This window comes from Bradyrhizobium sp. USDA 336 (assembly GCF_044908355.1).
Classification (GTDB): Bacteria; Pseudomonadota; Alphaproteobacteria; order Rhizobiales; family Xanthobacteraceae; genus Bradyrhizobium; species Bradyrhizobium yuanmingense.
Window position 1 is genome coordinate 4,498,106 of record NZ_JBIYDC010000002.1, and the last position, 17,648, is coordinate 4,515,753.

General features: G+C 65.4%; 18 protein-coding genes and 1 tRNA gene. 8 read left to right on the top strand and 11 right to left on the bottom strand.

Annotation, left to right across the window (positions count from 1 at the left end):
- Positions 1-23: 23 nt before the first annotated feature.
- The 3 genes from ABIA45_RS21975 to fliI form a co-directional block, all read right to left on the bottom strand.
- Entirely contained in the window at positions 24-569 is a 546-nt protein-coding gene (locus ABIA45_RS21975; protein WP_157285283.1) for a sigma-70 family RNA polymerase sigma factor, read from the bottom strand.
- A 313-nt stretch (positions 570-882) separates the two neighbouring features.
- A complete protein-coding gene (gene fliJ, locus ABIA45_RS21980; protein WP_025032035.1) occupies positions 883-1,302 on the bottom strand; it encodes a flagellar export protein FliJ in 420 nt (139 codons plus the stop codon).
- 121 nt (positions 1,303-1,423) lie between these two features.
- Positions 1,424-2,749, bottom strand: a complete 1,326-nt coding sequence (gene fliI / locus ABIA45_RS21985) for a flagellar protein export ATPase FliI (RefSeq protein WP_036011877.1) — start codon at positions 2,747-2,749, stop codon at positions 1,424-1,426.
- A 448-nt stretch (positions 2,750-3,197) separates the two neighbouring features.
- Here fliI and ctrA point away from each other — a divergent pair, with 448 nt between their 5' ends.
- The 4 genes from ctrA to ABIA45_RS22005 all read left to right on the top strand — a co-directional run bounded on the left by ctrA (position 3,198) and on the right by ABIA45_RS22005 (position 6,018).
- Complete coding sequence (gene ctrA / locus ABIA45_RS21990) at positions 3,198-3,899, top strand: response regulator transcription factor CtrA (RefSeq protein WP_016848562.1); 702 nt, start codon at positions 3,198-3,200, stop codon at positions 3,897-3,899.
- A 165-nt stretch (positions 3,900-4,064) separates the two neighbouring features.
- Positions 4,065-4,469 (top strand): DUF350 domain-containing protein, encoded by a 405-nt coding sequence (locus ABIA45_RS21995; RefSeq protein WP_128262757.1) that lies wholly within the window; start codon positions 4,065-4,067, stop codon positions 4,467-4,469.
- Between the two features lies 1 nt (position 4,470).
- A complete protein-coding gene (locus ABIA45_RS22000; protein WP_271538824.1) occupies positions 4,471-4,857 on the top strand; it encodes a hypothetical protein in 387 nt (128 codons plus the stop codon).
- 3 nt (positions 4,858-4,860) lie between these two features.
- A complete protein-coding gene (locus tag ABIA45_RS22005; protein ID WP_271538826.1) occupies positions 4,861-6,018 on the top strand; it encodes a glutathionylspermidine synthase family protein in 1,158 nt (385 codons plus the stop codon).
- A 157-nt stretch (positions 6,019-6,175) separates the two neighbouring features.
- Here the strand turns inward: ABIA45_RS22005 and ABIA45_RS22010 are convergent, their stop codons facing one another.
- The 6 genes from ABIA45_RS22010 to chpT all read right to left on the bottom strand — a co-directional run bounded on the left by ABIA45_RS22010 (position 6,176) and on the right by chpT (position 12,911).
- A complete protein-coding gene (locus tag ABIA45_RS22010; protein WP_275508147.1) occupies positions 6,176-7,048 on the bottom strand; it encodes a protein-glutamate O-methyltransferase CheR in 873 nt (290 codons plus the stop codon).
- Positions 7,045-8,232: a chemotaxis response regulator protein-glutamate methylesterase gene (locus tag ABIA45_RS22015; RefSeq protein ID WP_271538830.1), complete on the bottom strand. Its 1,188-nt coding sequence runs from the start codon at positions 8,230-8,232 to the stop codon at positions 7,045-7,047. The genes ABIA45_RS22010 and ABIA45_RS22015 overlap by 4 nt, the downstream gene beginning before the upstream one ends.
- Positions 8,233-8,307: 75 nt before the next feature.
- On the bottom strand, positions 8,308-8,673 hold the full coding sequence (locus tag ABIA45_RS22020; protein WP_007600538.1) for a PleD family two-component system response regulator: 366 nt from the start codon (positions 8,671-8,673) through the stop codon (positions 8,308-8,310).
- A 74-nt stretch (positions 8,674-8,747) separates the two neighbouring features.
- The gene (locus tag ABIA45_RS22025; RefSeq protein WP_036036030.1) at positions 8,748-9,218 is read right to left on the bottom strand and encodes a chemotaxis protein CheW; all 471 of its coding nucleotides are present in this window, start codon (positions 9,216-9,218) and stop codon (positions 8,748-8,750) included.
- 32 nt (positions 9,219-9,250) lie between these two features.
- Positions 9,251-12,061 carry a chemotaxis protein CheW gene (locus ABIA45_RS22030; protein ID WP_404653612.1) on the bottom strand — a complete coding sequence of 937 codons (2,811 nt, stop codon included), beginning with the start codon at positions 12,059-12,061 and terminating at the stop codon, positions 9,251-9,253.
- 196 nt (positions 12,062-12,257) lie between these two features.
- On the bottom strand, positions 12,258-12,911 hold the full coding sequence (gene chpT / locus ABIA45_RS22035) for a histidine phosphotransferase ChpT (RefSeq protein WP_271541498.1): 654 nt from the start codon (positions 12,909-12,911) through the stop codon (positions 12,258-12,260).
- 200 nt (positions 12,912-13,111) lie between these two features.
- Here chpT and ABIA45_RS22040 point away from each other — a divergent pair, with 200 nt between their 5' ends.
- Positions 13,112-13,936, top strand: a complete 825-nt coding sequence (locus tag ABIA45_RS22040; protein WP_404653613.1) for a 3'(2'),5'-bisphosphate nucleotidase CysQ — start codon at positions 13,112-13,114, stop codon at positions 13,934-13,936.
- A gap of 9 nt (positions 13,937-13,945) precedes the next feature.
- Here ABIA45_RS22040 and ABIA45_RS22045 read toward each other — a convergent pair whose 3' ends face one another.
- Complete coding sequence (locus tag ABIA45_RS22045; protein ID WP_404653615.1) at positions 13,946-14,431, bottom strand: YHS domain-containing (seleno)protein; 486 nt, start codon at positions 14,429-14,431, stop codon at positions 13,946-13,948.
- A 139-nt stretch (positions 14,432-14,570) separates the two neighbouring features.
- Between ABIA45_RS22045 and ABIA45_RS22050 the strand changes: the two genes are divergently transcribed.
- The 3 genes from ABIA45_RS22050 (at position 14,571) to ABIA45_RS22060 (ending at position 16,818) form a co-directional block, all read left to right on the top strand.
- Complete coding sequence (locus ABIA45_RS22050) at positions 14,571-15,176, top strand: DUF1134 domain-containing protein (protein WP_157284949.1); 606 nt, start codon at positions 14,571-14,573, stop codon at positions 15,174-15,176.
- Positions 15,177-15,296: 120 nt separating this feature from the next.
- Positions 15,297-16,595 (top strand): hypothetical protein, encoded by a 1,299-nt coding sequence (locus ABIA45_RS22055; RefSeq protein WP_404653617.1) that lies wholly within the window; start codon positions 15,297-15,299, stop codon positions 16,593-16,595.
- A gap of 148 nt (positions 16,596-16,743) precedes the next feature.
- Positions 16,744-16,818, top strand: a tRNA-Val gene (locus ABIA45_RS22060).
- A 285-nt stretch (positions 16,819-17,103) separates the two neighbouring features.
- Here ABIA45_RS22060 and ABIA45_RS22065 read toward each other — a convergent pair.
- Positions 17,104-17,646 carry a 2'-5' RNA ligase family protein gene (locus ABIA45_RS22065; protein WP_271541492.1) on the bottom strand — a complete coding sequence of 181 codons (543 nt, stop codon included), beginning with the start codon at positions 17,644-17,646 and terminating at the stop codon, positions 17,104-17,106.
- Positions 17,647-17,648 lie beyond the last annotated feature (2 nt).

The following is a 17,648-nucleotide window of genomic DNA, read 5'->3' on the forward strand; positions in this document are numbered from 1 at the left end:
AACCACCCTCATCATCCTAGCGCTCACAGTCCGAGGCACTCCCGGATATCCAGCATGCTGCGCCGCAGCCACGTCTTCACCGTGTTGACGGGCGCGGCGAATTTCTCCGCCAATTGCTCGCGGCTCCAGCCGTTGTAATAGGCGAGCAGCACGAGCCTCTGACGGTCCGGCTCGAGCCGGCCGATGCATTCCAGGAGCCGCTTCAGCTCCTCGGTCATCTCGCGGCGCGCCAGCGGATCGGGACTTTCGGCCGCGACCTCCATCGCCTGAGGCTCTTCCTCGATGGAGGCTTCCGACTTCTTGCGGACGATGTCGATGGCGCGGTTGCGCGCGATCGAGGCCATCCACGTGATCGGCGAGGACAGGGCCGGATTGAACTGGCCGGCGCTGCTCCAGATCTTGACGTAAGTCTCCTGAATGACCTCCTCCGCGAGATCCTGCCTGCGCAAGATACGGAGCACGACGCCGTAGAGTTTCGCGCGCGTGGCGGCGTAGAGGCGCTCGAACGCGGCCTGATCGCCCTTCGCCACCGCCTCAATCAACCCGACCAGCTCCGCTGGCGTCAGCATTCAGCCCCCTGGACCGCGGTCCGTCGCTTCCCTTCACCTCTCCCCGACGGGGAGAGGTCGATTTGCGCAGCAAATCGGGTGAGGGGGCGCAGGGCCAACGGGAAACCGTCACCCCTCACCCGGCGCTCCGCGCCGACCTCTCCCAAGGGAGAGGCGGGCACCGCCGTCGCTGACACAGCATTCATTCCCGCCACCATAGCGCCGGGCCAAGCCGACCACCAAGGGGCGCGGCGCCACACTGTGGACAGCACATGCGAAAACCCGGACCTTGCGGGTCCGGGTTTTGGCAATTCCTGGAGGGGCGGCTAGCGGCTCAGGCGACGGCGCCGATGCGGGCACGCATCAGGCCGATGCTGTCGAGGTCGGCCTGCTCGCGGGCGTTCTCCTCGGCACGCTCGCGGGCCTGGTCGCGCTCGTCGAGCAGCTCGACCTTTTTCAGCTCCTCGAAGGCCTCGGCCAGTGCGGCCTTGGCTTCCTCGAGCTGGCCCTTGAGTTCGTCGGCCGAACGGGTCAGGTTCTCGCGGCGCTGGATCGCGGCTTTGGCGTAGGTCGGGTAGGCGAAGTGCGAGGGATCGTTGATCCCGGCGCGCTCCTGCTCGGTCTGGATCTCGCGTTCGAGATCGACCGACATGCGCTGGAAGTCGGCGATCATGGTCTCGATCTGGGTGACCCGGCGGCGCTTCTCGTCGACCTGAAACTTCTTCAGGCGGATGAGGGTATCTCGTGACTTCATCGACTCGTACTCCCCAGAAGTCCCCCCGCTGCACGTGGGACGATACCGGTCACCCCACAGGCCCGATGGGGGCCCAGACCGGCTCTGCTACTCTGTGGGATCGGATGATGACCGGACAAAGTTAGCGTTCCGTTTCCAAATTGCCGAGGATTTGCGCCAATTGGCGATAGCCCTCCGCGAGCGATGCCTTTTCGTCCTTGCGCTGGCGCAGGAAGGCTTCCAGCGGCTCGTTGAGGCGGATGGCCTCGTCGACCTCGGGACTGGAGCCGGCGCGGTAGGCGCCGAGACGGATCAATTCCTCCATGTCGGCATAGGTCGCCATCACCTGGCGGGCACGCTGGATGACCGGCCAGAACTGCGGATCGGCCGATTTCGGCATCGTGCGCGAGACGGATTTGAGGATGTTGATCGCAGGATAGCGGCCGCGCTCGGCGATCGAGCGCTGCATCACGATGTGGCCGTCGAGGATGCCGCGCACGGCATCGGCGATCGGCTCGTTATGGTCGTCGCCGTCGACCAGCACCGTGAAGATCGCCGTGATGGCGCCCTCGCCCAATCCCGGCCCGGCACGCTCCAGCAGCTTCGGCAACTCGGTGAAGACGGTCGGCGTGTAACCCTTGGCCGTCGGCGGCTCGCCGGCAGACAGGCCGATCTCGCGCTGGGCCATGGCAAAGCGCGTCACCGAGTCCATCAGGCAGAGCACGTCCTTGTCCTCGTCGCGAAAATATTCGGCGACCGCGAGCGTCAGGTAGGCCGCCTGGCGGCGCATCAGCGCCGGCTCGTCGGAGGTCGCGACCACCACGACCGAGCGCGCGAGGCCCTCCTCGCCGAGATCGTCCTGCAGGAATTCCTGCACCTCGCGGCCGCGTTCGCCGATCAGCCCGATGACGCTGACATCGGCATCGACGTTGCGCGCCAGCATCGACAGCAGCACCGACTTGCCGACGCCGGAGCCTGCGAAGATGCCCATGCGCTGACCGCGGCAGCAGGTGAGAAAGGTGTTCATGGCGCGCACGCCGAGATCGAGCGGGCTGCCGACGCGCTTGCGCGAATGTGCGGGCGGCGGCGTATTGCGGAACGGCATCGGCGAAGAGCCCTGCGGCAGCGGCCCCTTGCCGTCGATCGGCTCGCCCAGCGCATTGACGACGCGTCCGAGCCAGGCCGCGGACGGCCGCACCTGGTTGGCGGCATTGGCGATGACCGCCTTGCAGCCGCGGCGCACGCCCTCGAGGCCGGCGAACGGCATCACCACGGCATTGTTGCCGGAGAAGCCGATCACCTCGCACGGAATGGTGCGGTTGGCGCCGGTCTCGATCACCAGCCGCGCGCCGACCGACATCGCGTGGATCGGGCCGGCCACCTCGACCATCAGACCGCGAACGCCGACCACGCGGCCATAGATGTTGATGCCGTCGATGTCGCCGATCTGTTCGGCCAGCGCCTTCATAGGGGGGCCTTCATCAGCAGCGCGCCTTCATATGAGGGTCCTCATGAGATGGCCGCCTTCGGTGATCCCGGGACATCACGGTGAAAACCTTAAGTTTCGCCATATTTCTGAACGGCGCTTAACTTCGTGTTTACCCGCATCATTAATCATTGCGTCACTGTCTTTGAGACTGAGCGTGACTCCCCTTCAGAAGAAGGCCGAGTCGCGGGAGTCGGTTAGGCCCGTCTCTTAAAGTGGAGCTTGAACGGAATCGGGTAACGAAAGCTGCTTCTTCCGCAAGACCTTAGGGCGATTCGACAAAAATTGCACCGGGGGGACTTGCGTTCCAGAATCAGACTTTGTTAACCATCTGTTGTCAGGATCCGAATCAGTTGTTCAAAGGCGTTTTGTTGAGTGCCGCGAATGCGGCCGACCTGACGCCCAGGAGCGGCGACTATGGGGAACTGGCATGCGCGTTTTGCTGATTGAAGATGACAGCGCCGTCGCGCAGTCGATCGAGCTGATGCTGAAGTCGGAGAGCTTCAACGTCTACACGACCGATTTGGGGGAAGAAGGCGTCGATCTCGGTAAACTATACGATTACGACATTATTCTCCTCGACCTCAACCTGCCCGACATGTCCGGCTACGATGTGCTCAAGCAGCTCCGGGTCTCCAAGATCAAGACACCGATTCTGATCCTCTCCGGCCTCGCCGGCATCGAGGACAAGGTCAAGGGTCTCGGCGTCGGTGCCGACGACTACATGACCAAGCCCTTCCACAAGGACGAGCTGGTGGCCCGCATCCACGCCATCGTGCGCCGCTCCAAGGGCCATGCCCAGTCGGTCATCCAGACCGGCGACCTCGTCGTCAACCTCGACACCAAGACGGTGGAAGTCGGCGGCCAGCGCGTGCATCTGACCGGCAAGGAGTATCAGATGCTGGAGCTGCTCTCGCTCCGCAAAGGCACGACCCTCACCAAGGAAATGTTCCTCAACCACCTCTATGGCGGCATGGACGAGCCCGAGCTGAAGATCATCGACGTCTTCATCTGCAAGCTCCGCAAGAAGCTCGCCAACGCCTCCGAGGGCCGCAACTTCATCGAGACCGTCTGGGGCCGCGGCTACGTGCTGCGCGAGCCGCACGAGGCCGACGAGCGCATCCCCGCCTGATCCCTGGGGTTTACGTCGCGAGCCCAGTCAGGCTCGATCCTCCCAGCCTGGACCCCGCCGCAAATGGCGGGGTTTTCGTTTTTGGGGGACGCTTCATCGGAAGCTTAACGTTTGAACCACTAGCCTTCCCCTGCCGACGAATGGTCGCTGCACGATGGGGGAACGATGATCCTGCAATCACTCGCCGGCCTGCCCGCCTTCCTGGTCTATTTCTGCACCGGGCTGATCGCGATCGTGGCCTATCTGTTCGTCTACACCCGCATCACGGCGCATAACGAATTCCAGCTCATTCGCGACAACCAGCCGGCCGCGGCGATCGCGCTCGGGCTCAGCCTGCTCGGCTTCGTGGCGCCGCTGGTCAGCGCCATCGCGCATTCGGCCAACGTGCTGGACTGCCTGATCTGGGCGACGATCGCGCTGATCGTGCAGGTCATCGTGTTCTATCTCGTCAAGGTTCCGGTGCCGGACTTGTCGAGGCGCATCGATGACGGCGAGCTTGCCCCCGCGATCTGGCTCGGCCTGTCCTCGCTCGCCGCGGGCCTGCTCAACGCCGCCAGCATGATCTACTGACATGGCCGACAAACCCGCCAAGAAGGAGTTCGGCAAGCGCCGGCCAGTCGCCGAGCCGCCGCCGCGACCGCCGGTGAAGCGCTCCGGCCACGTCGCGCTGCTGGTGATGGGCACGATCGCCGTCGGCACCACCGCCTACACCTTGATGCCGCGGCAGAACTGCGAGCCCACGCCCGGCGCCGTGCCGGGGCAGACGACCACGACCTGCACCAGCAGCAGCAGCAGTTCGTCGGGCGGCAGCAGCTCGCGTTGGTCGTCGCGATCGAGCCTGTTCAGCGGCGATTCCTCCAGCCATACCTCGTCGGGAACGTCGTCCGATATCAGCCACAGCAGCGTGAGCCGCGGCGGCTTCGGCTCGTTCGGCCACGGCTTCTCGGGCGGCGGCTGATCCATGCAGCGCATCACCTGCCTGGAGCGCGACGACTGGCGAGAGACCGCGGCACGATGCGGCTTCGTCTTTCACACCATCGACGGCGAGCGCTATTGGGACGAGCGCGCCTATTACGGCTTCACGCTGGACGAGATCGAGCGTGGCATCGAGGCGCCGACCGGCGATATCGATGCGATGTGCCTGGAGCTTGCCGGCCGCGTCATCGGCGACGAGCGGCATCTGCGGCGCTTGAAGATTCCGGAAGCGTTCTGGGGCCTGATCGCGGAGAGCTGGAAGCGCCACGACCGCAGCCTCTATGGCCGGCTCGATCTGAGGTTCGACGGCAAGTCGCCGGCAAAGCTGCTCGAATACAACGCGGACACGCCGACCTCGATCTTCGAGGCCGCGGTGTTCCAATGGACCTGGCTCGAACAGGCGATCGAACGCCGCGTCATCCCCTCGCGTGCCGACCAATTCAACTCCATCCACGAGCGGCTGATCGCGGCATGGAAGGAGATCGCTGGGAGCCACGTCCATCTCACAGGGATCACCGGCAACGAAGAGGACGCCGGCACGCTCGCTTATCTCGAAGACACCGCGCGCCAGGCCGGACTCTCGACGACGCTGCTCGACATCGAGCAGGTCGGCTGGCGCGACGGGGCCGGCGGCTTCGTCGATCTCGGCGAGAACGACATCGCGCTCGCCTTCAAGCTCTACCCCTGGGAATGGATGTTCCAGGACACCTTCGGCGCAAAGCTGAAGGATGCTCCGACGCGCTGGATCGAACCGCCGTGGAAGGCGGTGATCTCCAACAAGGGCATCTTGCCGCTGCTCTGGGAGATGTTTCCGAACCATCCCAATCTGCTGCCGGCCTTCTTCGAGGATGATCCGCGCGCCGCCGAGCTCGGCACGTCCTATGTGCGCAAGCCGCTGCTGTCGCGCGAAGGCGCCAATGTCACGATCGTGTCCGGCGGCCTGCCGCTCGACGAGCAGACGGGGCCTTACGGCGCCGAAGGCTTCGTGCGCCAGGCGCTCGCTCCGCTGCCGAACTTTTCGGGCTTCTATCCGGTGATCGGAAGCTGGCTCGTGAACCACGAGGCCTGCGGGCTGTCGATCCGCGAGGACGAGAGCCCGATCACGGGCAACCGCTCGCGCTTCTTGCCGCATGCGATTTTGTGATTTTGTCATTCCGGGGCGCGACAAAGTCGCAAGCCCGGAATCCATAACCACAGTCGGATGAAATGGCCCTGGTCTAACCGCCTGCCTATTTCGATGGCCTGTGGTTATGGATTCCGGGCTCCGCGCTAATGCGCGGCCCCGGAATGACAAAGAGAACTCACCTCGCCGCGGCGATCTTGAGCGACGGCGGCATCAATCCGCCCATCGGACGGCCGGAGCGCGCGGGGTTGAGCTGATAGAGGCCGCGGCGATCGGCGATGGGGCGGAACGCGTCCGTGATGCCGACGACGGATTCGGCCGCCCCGAGCAGCAACGTGCCGTCGGCCTCCATCGCCTTCGCCAGGCGCTCGAAAATCACCGCCTTGGTGTCCTGGTCGAAATAGATCAGCACGTTGCGGCAGAAGATCACGTCGAACGTGCCGAGATGGGAGAAGTCCTGCAGCAGATTGAGCTGGCGGAACTGCACCATGGCGCGAATGTCGGCGTTGAGCTGCCAGAGCTCGCCGGTTTGCGTGAAGTATTTCACCAGATGCTGGATCGGAAGACCGCGCTGCACCTCGAACTGGCTGTAGAGGCCGGCCTTGGATTTCTCCAGCACCTCCTGCGACAGATCGGTGGCGACGATCTCGATGCGCCACCCCGCGAGCGCCGCGCCCATCTCCTTCACGCACATCGCGATCGAATAGGGCTCCTGCCCGGTCGAGGCGGCCGCCGACCAGATGCGAAGCGACTTGCGCGCCGCACGCGCCTGGATCAGGCCCGGCAGGATGGTGTCGCGCAAGTGATCGAACGGAATCTTGTCGCGGTAGAAGAACGTCTCGTTGGTGGTCATCGCTTCGACCACGTCGGTCGCAAGCCGGCCGTCGCCGTTCCTGATCTTCAGGACGAGGTCGGGGATGCCGGGAAGGCTTGCCTTGCGGGCGAGCGGCAGCAGCCGGCTTTCGACCAGATATTGCTTGTCGGCGGAGAGATCGAGACCGGAGCGCTCTTTCAGGAACTTGCGCAGATAGTCGTAATCGGCGGGCGTCACGAACGGTCTCCCGCGAACAGGCGGTTGACCTTGGCGCCGATCTGGTTGAGCGGCAGGATCGCCGCGCAGATGCCGGCATTGGCCGCCGCGCCGGGCATGCCCCAGACCACGCTGGAGGCTTCGTCCTGCGCGATCACGCTGCCGCCGGCCGCGACGATGTCCTTGCCACCGCGCATGCCGTCCGAGCCCATGCCGGTCAGGATCACCGAGAGGATGTTGCCGTGCCAGACGTCGATGGCGGAGGTGAAGAGCGGATCGACCGCAGGCTTGCAGAAATTGACGGCGGGGCCGTCATCGAGCGCGATCACCGGATCGGCGCCGCTGCGCGTGACGCGCATGTGCTTGCCGCCCGGTGCGAGGTAGATCCGTCCCGGCTTCACCGGCTCGCCGTCGACCGCCTCAGCCGCCGGCCGGCGGCTCGAGCGCGCCAGATGCTCGGCCAGGATGGTGGTGAAGGTCGGCGGCATGTGCTGGGTGATCAGCACCGGGAAGCGATCGATCACCGGGCCGAGCTCGGTGACGAGCGCCATCAGCGCCTGAGGCCCGCCGGTCGATGAGCCGATCAGCAGCACCTTGGGCGCCTGGGTCGAGAACGGACGCGTTGACACCGAGCCTGACGAGGGGGCCGGAGCGGGCGCAGGCGCGGCAGGCCGCGCGACAGGACTGCGCGCGACGGGAGCCGGGCTCGCGGGCGCCAGCGGCGGGCTCGCAACCGCAGACTTGCGACGCAGCCGCGCGCCGAGATGGCGGATCTTCTGGATCAGGTCGTGATGGAAGATATCCGCGGCCGACGCCTCACGCGTCGATTCCGGCTTGGGAATGTAATCGGCCGCGCCGAGCGACAAGGCCTTGAAGCTGATCTCCGCGTTGCGGCGGGTCAGGGTCGAAGCCATGATGATGACGAGATCGCGCTTCTTGGCGAGCAGTTGCGGCAGCGCCGAGAGGCCATCGAGCTCAGGCATTTCGATGTCGAGCACGGCAACATCGGGATTGATGCGATCGAGCTGGTTGACCGCCTCGAGCCCGGTGCGCAGCGAGGCCGCGACCTCCATGTCGTGCTCGGCGCCGATCCAGCGCGAGATCAGACCGCGGATGACGACGGAATCGTCGACGATCATCACCCGCAGCGGCCCGGTTTCGCGCGACGTGCCCATGGTCGAATTACCTGCGAACGCAACACTCATTACCCACCAACTCAGACTGAAACGGTTCAGTTGAAAACAAGCGCCGAAGGATCCGTTCAGCCTCCGGGCGATCGCTCAGATCAGGCCGACTTCCTGAAATTTCGCCGTCACGATGTCCTTGTCGAACGGCTTCATGATGTATTCGTTGGCGCCGGCGTGCAGAGCGCGCGCGATATGCGCGACGTCGTTCTCGGTGGTGCAGAACACCACCTTGGGCTGGTCGCCGCCGGGCATTCGCCTGAGATGGCCGAGGAACTCGTAGCCATCCATGACCGGCATGTTCCAGTCGAGCAGCACCGCGTCCGGCAGGCCGCGCTTACAGGCCTCCAGCGCCTTCTCACCGTCCTCGGCTTCGAGGATTTGGAAGTCGAGCCCCTCCAGGATCCGGCGCGCAACCTTTCGGATGACGCTGGAATCATCAACGACGAGACAAGTTCGCATGTGAACCTCTGCTTCCTTCCCCCCTTTGCTGGGGCACTTCCAATCGCAAGTCCCTCGGCGGCAATGCCGCCGTATCAGGCCGCCATCATCTCGGGCGCGAGCTCGAGGACACGGTCGACGTCGAGGACGACCATGAGCTGGCCGTCGAGGCGGTGGACGCCGCCGGCGAGCTTGGCCATGCGGGGGTCGAGGTTGACGGGGTTTTCTTCCTTGCCGTCCTCGGGCAGGCGCAGCACCTCGCCGATCTGGTCGATCAGGAGGCCATAGGATTCGCCGCGCAGGTCGACGCCGACCGCCATCGCGGTCTTGCCGTCCTCGTCCTTGGGCAGGCCGAGGCGCGAGCGCATATCGACCACGGTGACGATGCGGCCGCGCAGGTTCAAAACGCCCGCGATCTCGCGCGAGGCCAGCGGCACGCGGGTGACGCGCTCGGGCATGAACACGTCCTGGACGCGGGAGATCGGCAGGCCGAACAGCTGGCCGCCGATCATCGCGGTGACGTACTCGACCATGGCGCCTTCAGCGGACTGGGTCTTCTTGCTCATTTCAGTGTCTCCTGGTCCATGCCGCTTAAGGTTTAAGCCGCGGCCGCCCGGCTCAGCTCGGAGGCGCCGGCGGCGCCCGCGGTCTGCTCCTTCAGCGCCGCGATCAGGCCGGGACGGTCGAACTTGGCGACATAATCGTGGAAGCCGGCCTGACGGCCGCGCTCGATCGCCGCCGGCGACACCAGCGCCGAGAGGCCGATGATCGGCGTCGCGGCGAGGTTGTTGTCGGAGCGGACGACTTCCGCGAACTCGAACCCGTTCATGTCGGGCATCTCGATGTCGGTCAGGATCACGTCGAAGCTTTGGGCGCGCAGTGCTGCGAGGCCCTCCTGCGCGGTCGGCGCGGTGCGGACGCGGTAGCCGGCGGCCTTCAGCACCGGCGCCAGCATGTTGCGGAAGAAGGCCGAGTCGTCGACCAGCAGCACCGACTGCGAATGCAGCGACGGCTTCATCTCCTTGCGGGTGAACCAGTCGGCGAACGCCATCGGCAGGAAGTGGCCGACGTCGATCACCTCGGTGGCCTGGCCCTTGATCACGGCCGAGCCGAGAATGCCGGAGGAGGAGCCGCCGACCTCGATGTTGAGCCGTTCCTCGACGATGTCGATGATCTCGTCGACGACGAGGCCCATGGAGCGGCCGTCGTCGGCGAACACCAGGATCGGCTGGGCGCCCTGGGAAGCAATGGTGACGCCTTCCATGGCCACCAGCGGCATCAGCTGCTCGCGGTACTGCACCATGTAGCGGCCGTTCGAGAACTCGATCTTGTCGGCGGGCAGCTCTTCCAGGCGCGTGACGAGGCCGAGCGGGACCGCCTTGGGCTGCGACGAGCCGGCGCGGAACACCAGCAGCGAGGTGGTCTGCTCGCCACTTCCGATGTGATGGCCGGCCGCTTCGTCGCCCATGTCATGGGCCGAGGAGCCGGCGGCGCCGAGCGCCTTGGCGATGCCGTTGGGATCGATGATCATGATGACCGCGCCATCGCCCAGAATGGTGTTGCCGGAGAACATGTCGATGTGACGCAGTTTTGTCGACATCGGCTTGACCACGATTTCTTCGGTGTGGAACACGCCGTCGACGACGATGCCAAACGTCTGGCTGCCGACTTGCGTCACCACGATGAAGCCGTTCTCGGGATCGGAGGCCGCGCCGTCGTCGATCTTCAGGAGCTTCTTCAGATGGATCAGCGGCAGCAGCTTGTTGCGCAACCTGAGCACCGCGGTGTCCTTGATGCGCTCGATGCGGTGCTCGGAGTTGGCGCGGGCGCGGACCAATTCCACGACCGAGAGCTGCGGGATCGCGAAGCGGTCGCCGGCGGCTTCGACGATCAGCGCCGAGACGATGGCGAGCGTCAGCGGGATCTTGATGGTGACGGAGCTTCCTTCGCCCGCCACGCTCTTGATGTCGATGGTGCCGCCGATCTGGTCGATATTGGTGCGGACCACGTCCATGCCGACGCCGCGGCCCGAGACCGAGGTGATGGCAGCGGCAGTGGAGAAGCCCGGCGCGAAGATGAACTTGTGGATCTGGGCTTCGCTCATCTTCTCGAGCTCGGCCTCGGTGACGAGACCGGACGAGAGCGCCTTGGCCTTGATCTTCTCGGTGTTGAGGCCGCGGCCGTTGTCGGCGATGCAGATGATGATGTGGCCGCCCTCGTGATAGGCGGACAGGCGAATGGTGCCCTGCTCGCCCTTGCCGCTGGCGAGGCGCTCGGCGGGGGTCTCGAGGCCGTGATCGGCGGAGTTGCGCACCATGTGGGTGAGCGGGTCCTTGATCAGGTCGAGCACCTGGCGGTCGAGCTCGGTGTCGGCGCCGTGCATCTCGAGCTCGATCTGCTTGCCGAGTTCGGATGAGAGGTCGCGGACGATGCGGGGCAGCTTCTGCCAGGCATTGCCGATCGGCTGCATGCGCGTCTTCATGACGCCTTCCTGCAGCTCGGCGGTGACGTTGGAGAGGCGCTGCAAGGGCACCTTGAACTCGGTGTCCTCGTTGCGGCGGGAGATCTCCAAGAGCTGGTTGCGGGTCAGGACCAGCTCGGAGACCATAGTCATCAGGTGCTCCAGCGTATCCACGTTGACGCGGATCGACTGGTTGGCGATGCGGTCGCCCTCGCCCGCCATCTCGTCGGCCATCGACTTCTTCGGCGCGGCCTTTTCCCTGGCGGGTTTTGCGGCAACGGGCGCTTCAGCAGCCGGCGCGGGCTCGGCCTTGACCTCAGCCTTGGCCACGGGCGCGGGCACCGGCGCTTCGATCGCGGTCTCGCGGAAGGCACGCTCGAGCTCGTCGAGCGAGACCTCGCCCGGACGCAAGGGGCGCTCCAGGGTCTGATCGACCAGCGTGCCCATGGTCATCTCCTTGGCGGGGGCGGCTGCAGCGGTGGGCGCTTCCGGCGCCAGCGGCGGAGCTTCAGTGACGGGAGCAGCAGTGCCGGCAGTCGGCATCGGCTGCGCCGAGCCTGACATGGCGGCCATGCCCTGCTCGACCATTGCCTCCAGCTTGTCGATGAGATCGCGGTCGTTCCCCTCCGGCTCGGCCTCGGTCGCCTCCAAGCCAGCCAAAATCTCCTTGATGCGGTCGATCGAGGACAGGATCACCGTCACCGCCTCGGCAGTCACAGGCATGCCGTCGCGGAACTTGCCCATGAGGGTCTCGCCGGCATGGGCCAGCGCTTCCAGCCGCGGCAGGCCGAGGAAGCCGCAGGTGCCCTTGATGGTGTGGACCAGGCGGAAGATGTTATCCAGGATCTTGGCGTTGTTCGGCTCCTGCTCGAACTTCACCAGCTGATTGTCCACGGTGTCCAGGCTCTCGCTGGTCTCCGTCAGAAACTCCCGCAACAGATCATCCATGAAAACAGGCCTTCATACAGGAAAGGCGCGCACGAGGCGTGATGCGCCATTTCGGAATGGGGCCAGCTTCACCGCAAAGCGTTTAATATTGGTTGAGTATGTGCAAAAGAACGGCACCAACAAAGAGATAAGGCGCTCCGGACAAGCCGAAGCGCCTCGTAAAGAATAGATTAAGAGGTCGGGCGCGACGCGCCGTTTACGAAGCGGTAACGATGATGGCTTCGCCTTCCGGCTTGAGCGTCACCGTGAGCCCGCAGGCCTGCGCCAGCAGCCGCGTATAGTAAGGCTGGATCGCATGCGCATCGGCAGCCGGCCCGCGCTCGCCGCTCAGGAGCTCGGAGATGTTCTGCGGCAGGCGTGCATTGTGTCCGGTCGCGGTGATGCGGAAGCTCATCGCCTCGCCCTCGCCGACCGGATCGACCGTCAGCATGCCGCCGCGCGGGATCGTGTGCTGGGCGACGACCAGCATGTTGAGCAGCAGCTTGACGCGGTTCTTCGGCAGCAGCAGCCGCGGCAGATTCCAGGTGATCGAGCACTTGCCGTCCTCGATATGGCCCTTCGCCATGGTCTGGGCATCGCCGAGATCGATCTGCGCGCCGGAGGAGCCGGCCGCGCCGAAGGCAAGACGGCAGAACTGGAGCCGGGCGGAGGCCGTCTTGGCGCTCTTGCGAATCAGATCGAGCGCGAACTCGCGATCCTCGGGCTTTGGATCGTCGTCGAGCACTTCGAGCCCGTTGACGATGGCGCCGACGGGGCTGATGAGATCGTGGCAGACCCGCGAGCACAGCAGCGCGGCGAGTTCGAGCATATCGGGAGCGGCAGTGGTCGCGGGCGACGAAGCGTCAGACATATAATGGGGTCCTGGAGGGTTCCTTGCACGGCGCTGGACGCCGCGAATCACGCATGCTTGACGGATGCTGCGGGTTCTAACATTCGCAACCCCGCGGCAGCTAGCTTGCGATCGGTTCGAGGCGGCCCTAAGCCCCAAGCGAATCGATCGGGGCGAATCAGTGGATGAGGAACGATATTGCTGACAGATGAGGCATCCAGGTGAAGCGGATCATTGACGGAGCGGCCGCTGCCGGCCTGATGGAGCCGCTCACTGCGCTGGTGGTGGAGGCGGGCGAAGCGATCCTCGCCGTCAACCGCGCGGCCATGCGGATCGACGGCAAGCAGGATGGCTCGCCGGTGACCGAGGCCGACCTTGCCGCCGACCGCATCATCGCGGACGGACTCGCGCAGCTCGCGGGCGACGTTCCGACGCTGTCGGAGGAGCGGACCCAGCTCGCCTCCCCGCCGTTCCAGGGCAGCTTCTTCCTGATCGATCCGCTTGACGGCACCAAGGAGTTCCTCGCCGGCCGCGACGAGTTCACCGTCAACCTCGCCTTGGTGACGGACGGCGTGCCGCTGCTCGGCATCGTCTCCGCACCCGCACTCGGCCTGCTCTGGCGCGGCATCGTCGGCCGCGGCGCCGAGCGCGTGAGGTTCAACGGCGCGACGATCGCCGCCGCCGAGTTGATCCGCACCCGCAAGCTGCCGACGCGCGGGGAGCCCTGGATCGCCGCAGTGAGCCGTTCGCACGGCGATGCCAGAAGCGAGGCGTTCATCGCCGACAGGCCTCATGCCGTCAGGATGACGTGCGGCTCGGCCGTGAAATTCGGCCGCATCGCGGAAGGCAGCGCCGACATCTATCCCCGTTTCGGGCCGACCTCGGAATGGGACGTCGGGGCCGGCTGCGCGGTCGTGACCGCGGCCGGCGGCAAGGTGACAGACGGCAAGGGCGGCGAGCTCCGATTCGGCCAGCGTAGCGATACCGGCTTCATCATCCCGGAATTCATCGCTTGGGGCGACAAGCAGGCGGTAGGCTGCTACTGACCGGGCGCGTTACTGCCCGAGCTTCTCCTGCAGGGCCGGCCAGCGCTTACCCACCTCATAGAGGAAGCGCTCGGGATCGGCGACGAAGGCGTCGCGATTGTCTTCCCGGCTGAACAAATAGAGCCGCTGCGCCACGATCGCGAAGAAATGCGGATTGGCGGCGACGGTGATGCCGCGGGCGATATCGACAGGATCATAACCGCCGAATTGCGGTCCGTAGATTTCGGGATGGGCCTGGAAAGAGGCGCGGTTGCCCTCGTTCCGGAAGCGCCAGACGGCCCCCCCGAGGTTCGCCTCGAACTCCGCCGTCCCCTGCACGGCCGCACCGGCGACGAAATAGGCGACGGGGTCGAAACCCTCGATGGCGACGCCGCTGAAGCGATTGACGACGATCCGCTCAGTGGTGGCGGCCCCTGTCGGTCCGCCGGCACCGAGGATCCAAATGCCGGCCAGCAGGCAGAGGCGGCGGGCGATCAAGGCAATTCCGGGGCGCAAAGGGCTATCTTCCTGCCGTTGTGCCGTCATAGTTGCTGCGGATAACATCCGAGTCGAGGGGACACCCGGCGCAACCTAGGGCCATGCCTGTTGGCGTGAGGTTAAGGAAGCGACCGGATTCGGTACCAGGGGTTCTTTTATGACTTTTGCATCACGCCTTGCTGCGCTCGCGCTTGCCGCGATGATCGGCTGGATCGTGCCGGCCTCCGCCCAGCAGGCGCCGCCGCCTGACCTGCCGCCGCCGCAGCGGACCCCGACGCCCAATACCTATGGGCCGGACGAGCTCGTTACCGCCGGCCATCGCTTCTTCGGCAACGTCTCGCGCGGGCTTGCCTCGATCATCGAGAAGGCGGTCAGCCAATGGGGCCTGCCGAACGGCTACATCCTGGGTGAGGAAGGCTCCGGCGCCTTCGTCGCCGGCCTGCGCTACGGCGAGGGCACGCTCTACACCAAGAACGCCGGCGACTTGCGCGTCTACTGGCAGGGCCCCTCGCTCGGCTTCGACTGGGGCGGCGACGGCGCCCGCACCATGACGCTGGTCTACAACCTGCCCGCCACCAACGCGATCTACCAGCGCTTCGGCGGCATCGACGGCTCAGCCTACATCATCGGCGGCTTCGGCATGACGGCGCTCACCGCCAACAACATTGTGCTGGTGCCGATCCGCTCCGGGCTCGGCCTGCGCCTCGGCGCCAATATCGGCTATCTCAAATACACCCCGCGGGCGACCTGGAACCCGTTCTAGGCCCGCGTCCTCCCCACTGCCCACCGATCAAGGTTAACGACAGAGCGGGGCTGGCTTTCTGCCGGCCCGCCATGGCATTGTCGTTGGTGAATTTTTCCTTAAGCTTGGGAGTTCTGGCCCATGGTCGAACCGATCATGTACCTGGCGATCGGTTTCCTGCTCTCGATGCTGTGCGGGCTTGCGATCCTGCCGCTGGTGCATAACCGCGCGGTGCGCCTGACCACGCGCCGGTTAGAAGCCGCCACCCCGCTATCGATGGCCGAGATCCAGGCCGACAAGGACCAGCTCCGCGCCGAATTCGCCATGTCCGCCCGGCGGCTGGAGATGAGCGTCGAGCAGCTCAAGAACAAGACCACGAGCCAGCTCGCCGAGCTCGGCAAGAAGAGCGACGCCATCAACCGCATGAAGATCGAGCTCGGCGAGAAGAACGCCACCATCTTCGCGCTGGAGGCGCGCGAGAAGGCGGTGAAGGAGCAGCTCCGCGCCACCGAGGAGGAATTCGCCGCCAAGACGGCGTCCTTGCGCGAAGCCGAGATCGCGTTGACGGACAAGCAGGCCGAGCTCGCCAAGATCAACTCCGAACTGTCCGACCGCTCGATGATGGCGGAGAGCCGCCAGGTCGAGCTGGTCGCAGTGCGCGCGCAGATCGAGGAATTGAAGCACCGGGTCGGCGATGCCGAGAAGGAATTTGCCGCCACGCAAGCGCGCCTCGCACAGGAGCGCACCGAATCCGAGACCGCCTCGCGCGAGCTCGGCGAGGCGCGCGGCCGCGTCGAGAATCTGAGCCAGCGCGTCACCGAGCTCGACCGCCAGCTCATCGTGCAGGTCAAGGAGGCCGAGATGCTGTCGAGCCGCGTCGCCGATCTCGAGGGACGCCTTGCCACGCAGGGCAAGCTGCTCGCCGAGCGCGACTACGAGAACAACCAGCTGCGCCAGGCCAACGAGGCCAATGAGCGCACCATCAAGGAGCTGCGCGTCGAGATCGCGGGCCTCAGCGGCGGCAAGTCGTCGGCTGCGATGGATCAGCTGCGCGCGGAAAAGGCCGCGCTGGAGGAGCAGCTGCGCAGCGCACGCGACGAACGCGCGAAACTCCAGCGCGACATCAACGCGATTCAGCAGCAGGCCGAGAGTTCCTGGGCGACCGAGCGCATGGAGAACGCGCTGCTGCGCGAGCGCATCAACGACATCGCGGCCGAAGTCGCCAAGCTGGCGATGCAGCTCGAAGGCCCGAACTCGCCGATCGAGGCGCTGCTCGCAGCCGAGGCCGGCCAGCCGCCGAAGCCGGCGCCGCGCCCGGCCAACGACGCGGCAACCAACGGCGCTCCAGCGCCCCGCCTGCCCGAAGGCGGTGGAACGCTGGCCGAGCGCATCCGTGCGCTCCAGGCCCACGCCTCCCGCGCCCGCCAGCAGGGCGCGTAAGCCGGCCGAAATCCGGCTTCCTGCGACCTGCCGAAGGTTTTCCGCCCCGGCGACGCCTTGAAAACTTGACACCTTCGACCGGCACTTCTAAATCGCGGGCTCCGATGTGCCGGCCGGCCTAGGCTGCGGCCGCCTGCATGATGGTCCCGGGCGCATAGCTCAGCGGGAGAGCGTTCCCTTCACACGGGAGAGGTCCAAGGTTCGATCCCTTGTGCGCCCACCACGCTTCGCCAAAAAAGGCTTCGCGTGGCGCAGCCACCCCCAATGGCAGCGAAGCGTGTCCGGCGTAGCTCGAAGAGCGTAGCCGGACTGCGGGTCTTTCCGCTCTGTCAAAAACCCGAAAACAACCCCATGCACAGTAGCCGACCTCAGTCGGATCAATGGGTTACGATTTTTCCGAATTTTTCTTGCTCCGTCGGGCAAAACAGGGGCATGATGGCATCATCGGGAGAGTGCACAGATGATCATCGCCTGGGCGGCCGGACGCATCGATGAGCGGGACGTTGGCTCACGGAGCCCGAACCGGCAATCTCTGCTCCGCAACCACGCGCACTGGCGGAAAAGAAACGCAATCCACGACGTCGAACAGCACGCTGATGCTGCCGCTGAATGACTCCGCGAAAGCGATCGCGTCATCGCGCTTTGCATCGGCGATTTGTGTGCCGAGCGTGCAATGAGGTCGCCAGTTTTCCGGCCGATAATGCAGCCGACACAAGGCTGGATCGATTGCAGCGCTGATGGAAGCGTGCCACCGGACGAGCGTTTCATCGAACTCCGGCTCCGCCCAGAGCACGAGTGGCGGACCTGCGAACCAACGAATTCGCTTGAACCCGACCTGCAATGGCCCTTCGCCTCCAACTGCGCGGAGCATGGTCTCCCACGCGGTCTTGGCGGCAATCTCGGGCGCATCATAAATGGCGAATGTAAAATGCGGCCGATAGCCGAGACCCCTCATCGAAGGCTGGCTCTCAAACGCGGCAACTTCATCCCACAAGGCTTCGATCCGCTCTGCGGAGGAATCGTCGGACCGAATGTTGATAGCCAAAGCCATGC

Coding starts and splice junctions, on each gene's coding strand:
- ABIA45_RS21975 (WP_157285283.1), bottom strand. CDS start 569: ATGCTGACGCCAGCGGAGCTGGTCGGGTTGATTGAGGCGGTGGCGAAG.
- fliJ (WP_025032035.1), bottom strand. CDS start 1,302: ATGAAGTCACGAGATACCCTCATCCGCCTGAAGAAGTTTCAGGTCGAC.
- fliI (WP_036011877.1), bottom strand. CDS start 2,749: ATGAAGGCGCTGGCCGAACAGATCGGCGACATCGACGGCATCAACATC.
- ctrA (WP_016848562.1), top strand. CDS start 3,198: ATGCGCGTTTTGCTGATTGAAGATGACAGCGCCGTCGCGCAGTCGATC.
- ABIA45_RS21995 (WP_128262757.1), top strand. CDS start 4,065: ATGATCCTGCAATCACTCGCCGGCCTGCCCGCCTTCCTGGTCTATTTC.
- ABIA45_RS22000 (WP_271538824.1), top strand. CDS start 4,471: ATGGCCGACAAACCCGCCAAGAAGGAGTTCGGCAAGCGCCGGCCAGTC.
- ABIA45_RS22005 (WP_271538826.1), top strand. CDS start 4,861: ATGCAGCGCATCACCTGCCTGGAGCGCGACGACTGGCGAGAGACCGCG.
- ABIA45_RS22015 (WP_271538830.1), bottom strand. CDS start 8,232: ATGAGTGTTGCGTTCGCAGGTAATTCGACCATGGGCACGTCGCGCGAA.
- ABIA45_RS22020 (WP_007600538.1), bottom strand. CDS start 8,673: ATGCGAACTTGTCTCGTCGTTGATGATTCCAGCGTCATCCGAAAGGTT.
- ABIA45_RS22025 (WP_036036030.1), bottom strand. CDS start 9,218: ATGAGCAAGAAGACCCAGTCCGCTGAAGGCGCCATGGTCGAGTACGTC.
- ABIA45_RS22030 (WP_404653612.1), bottom strand. CDS start 12,061: ATGGATGATCTGTTGCGGGAGTTTCTGACGGAGACCAGCGAGAGCCTG.
- chpT (WP_271541498.1), bottom strand. CDS start 12,911: ATGTCTGACGCTTCGTCGCCCGCGACCACTGCCGCTCCCGATATGCTC.
- ABIA45_RS22050 (WP_157284949.1), top strand. CDS start 14,571: ATGACTTTTGCATCACGCCTTGCTGCGCTCGCGCTTGCCGCGATGATC.
- ABIA45_RS22055 (WP_404653617.1), top strand. CDS start 15,297: ATGGTCGAACCGATCATGTACCTGGCGATCGGTTTCCTGCTCTCGATG.
- ABIA45_RS22065 (WP_271541492.1), bottom strand. CDS start 17,646: ATGGCTTTGGCTATCAACATTCGGTCCGACGATTCCTCCGCAGAGCGG.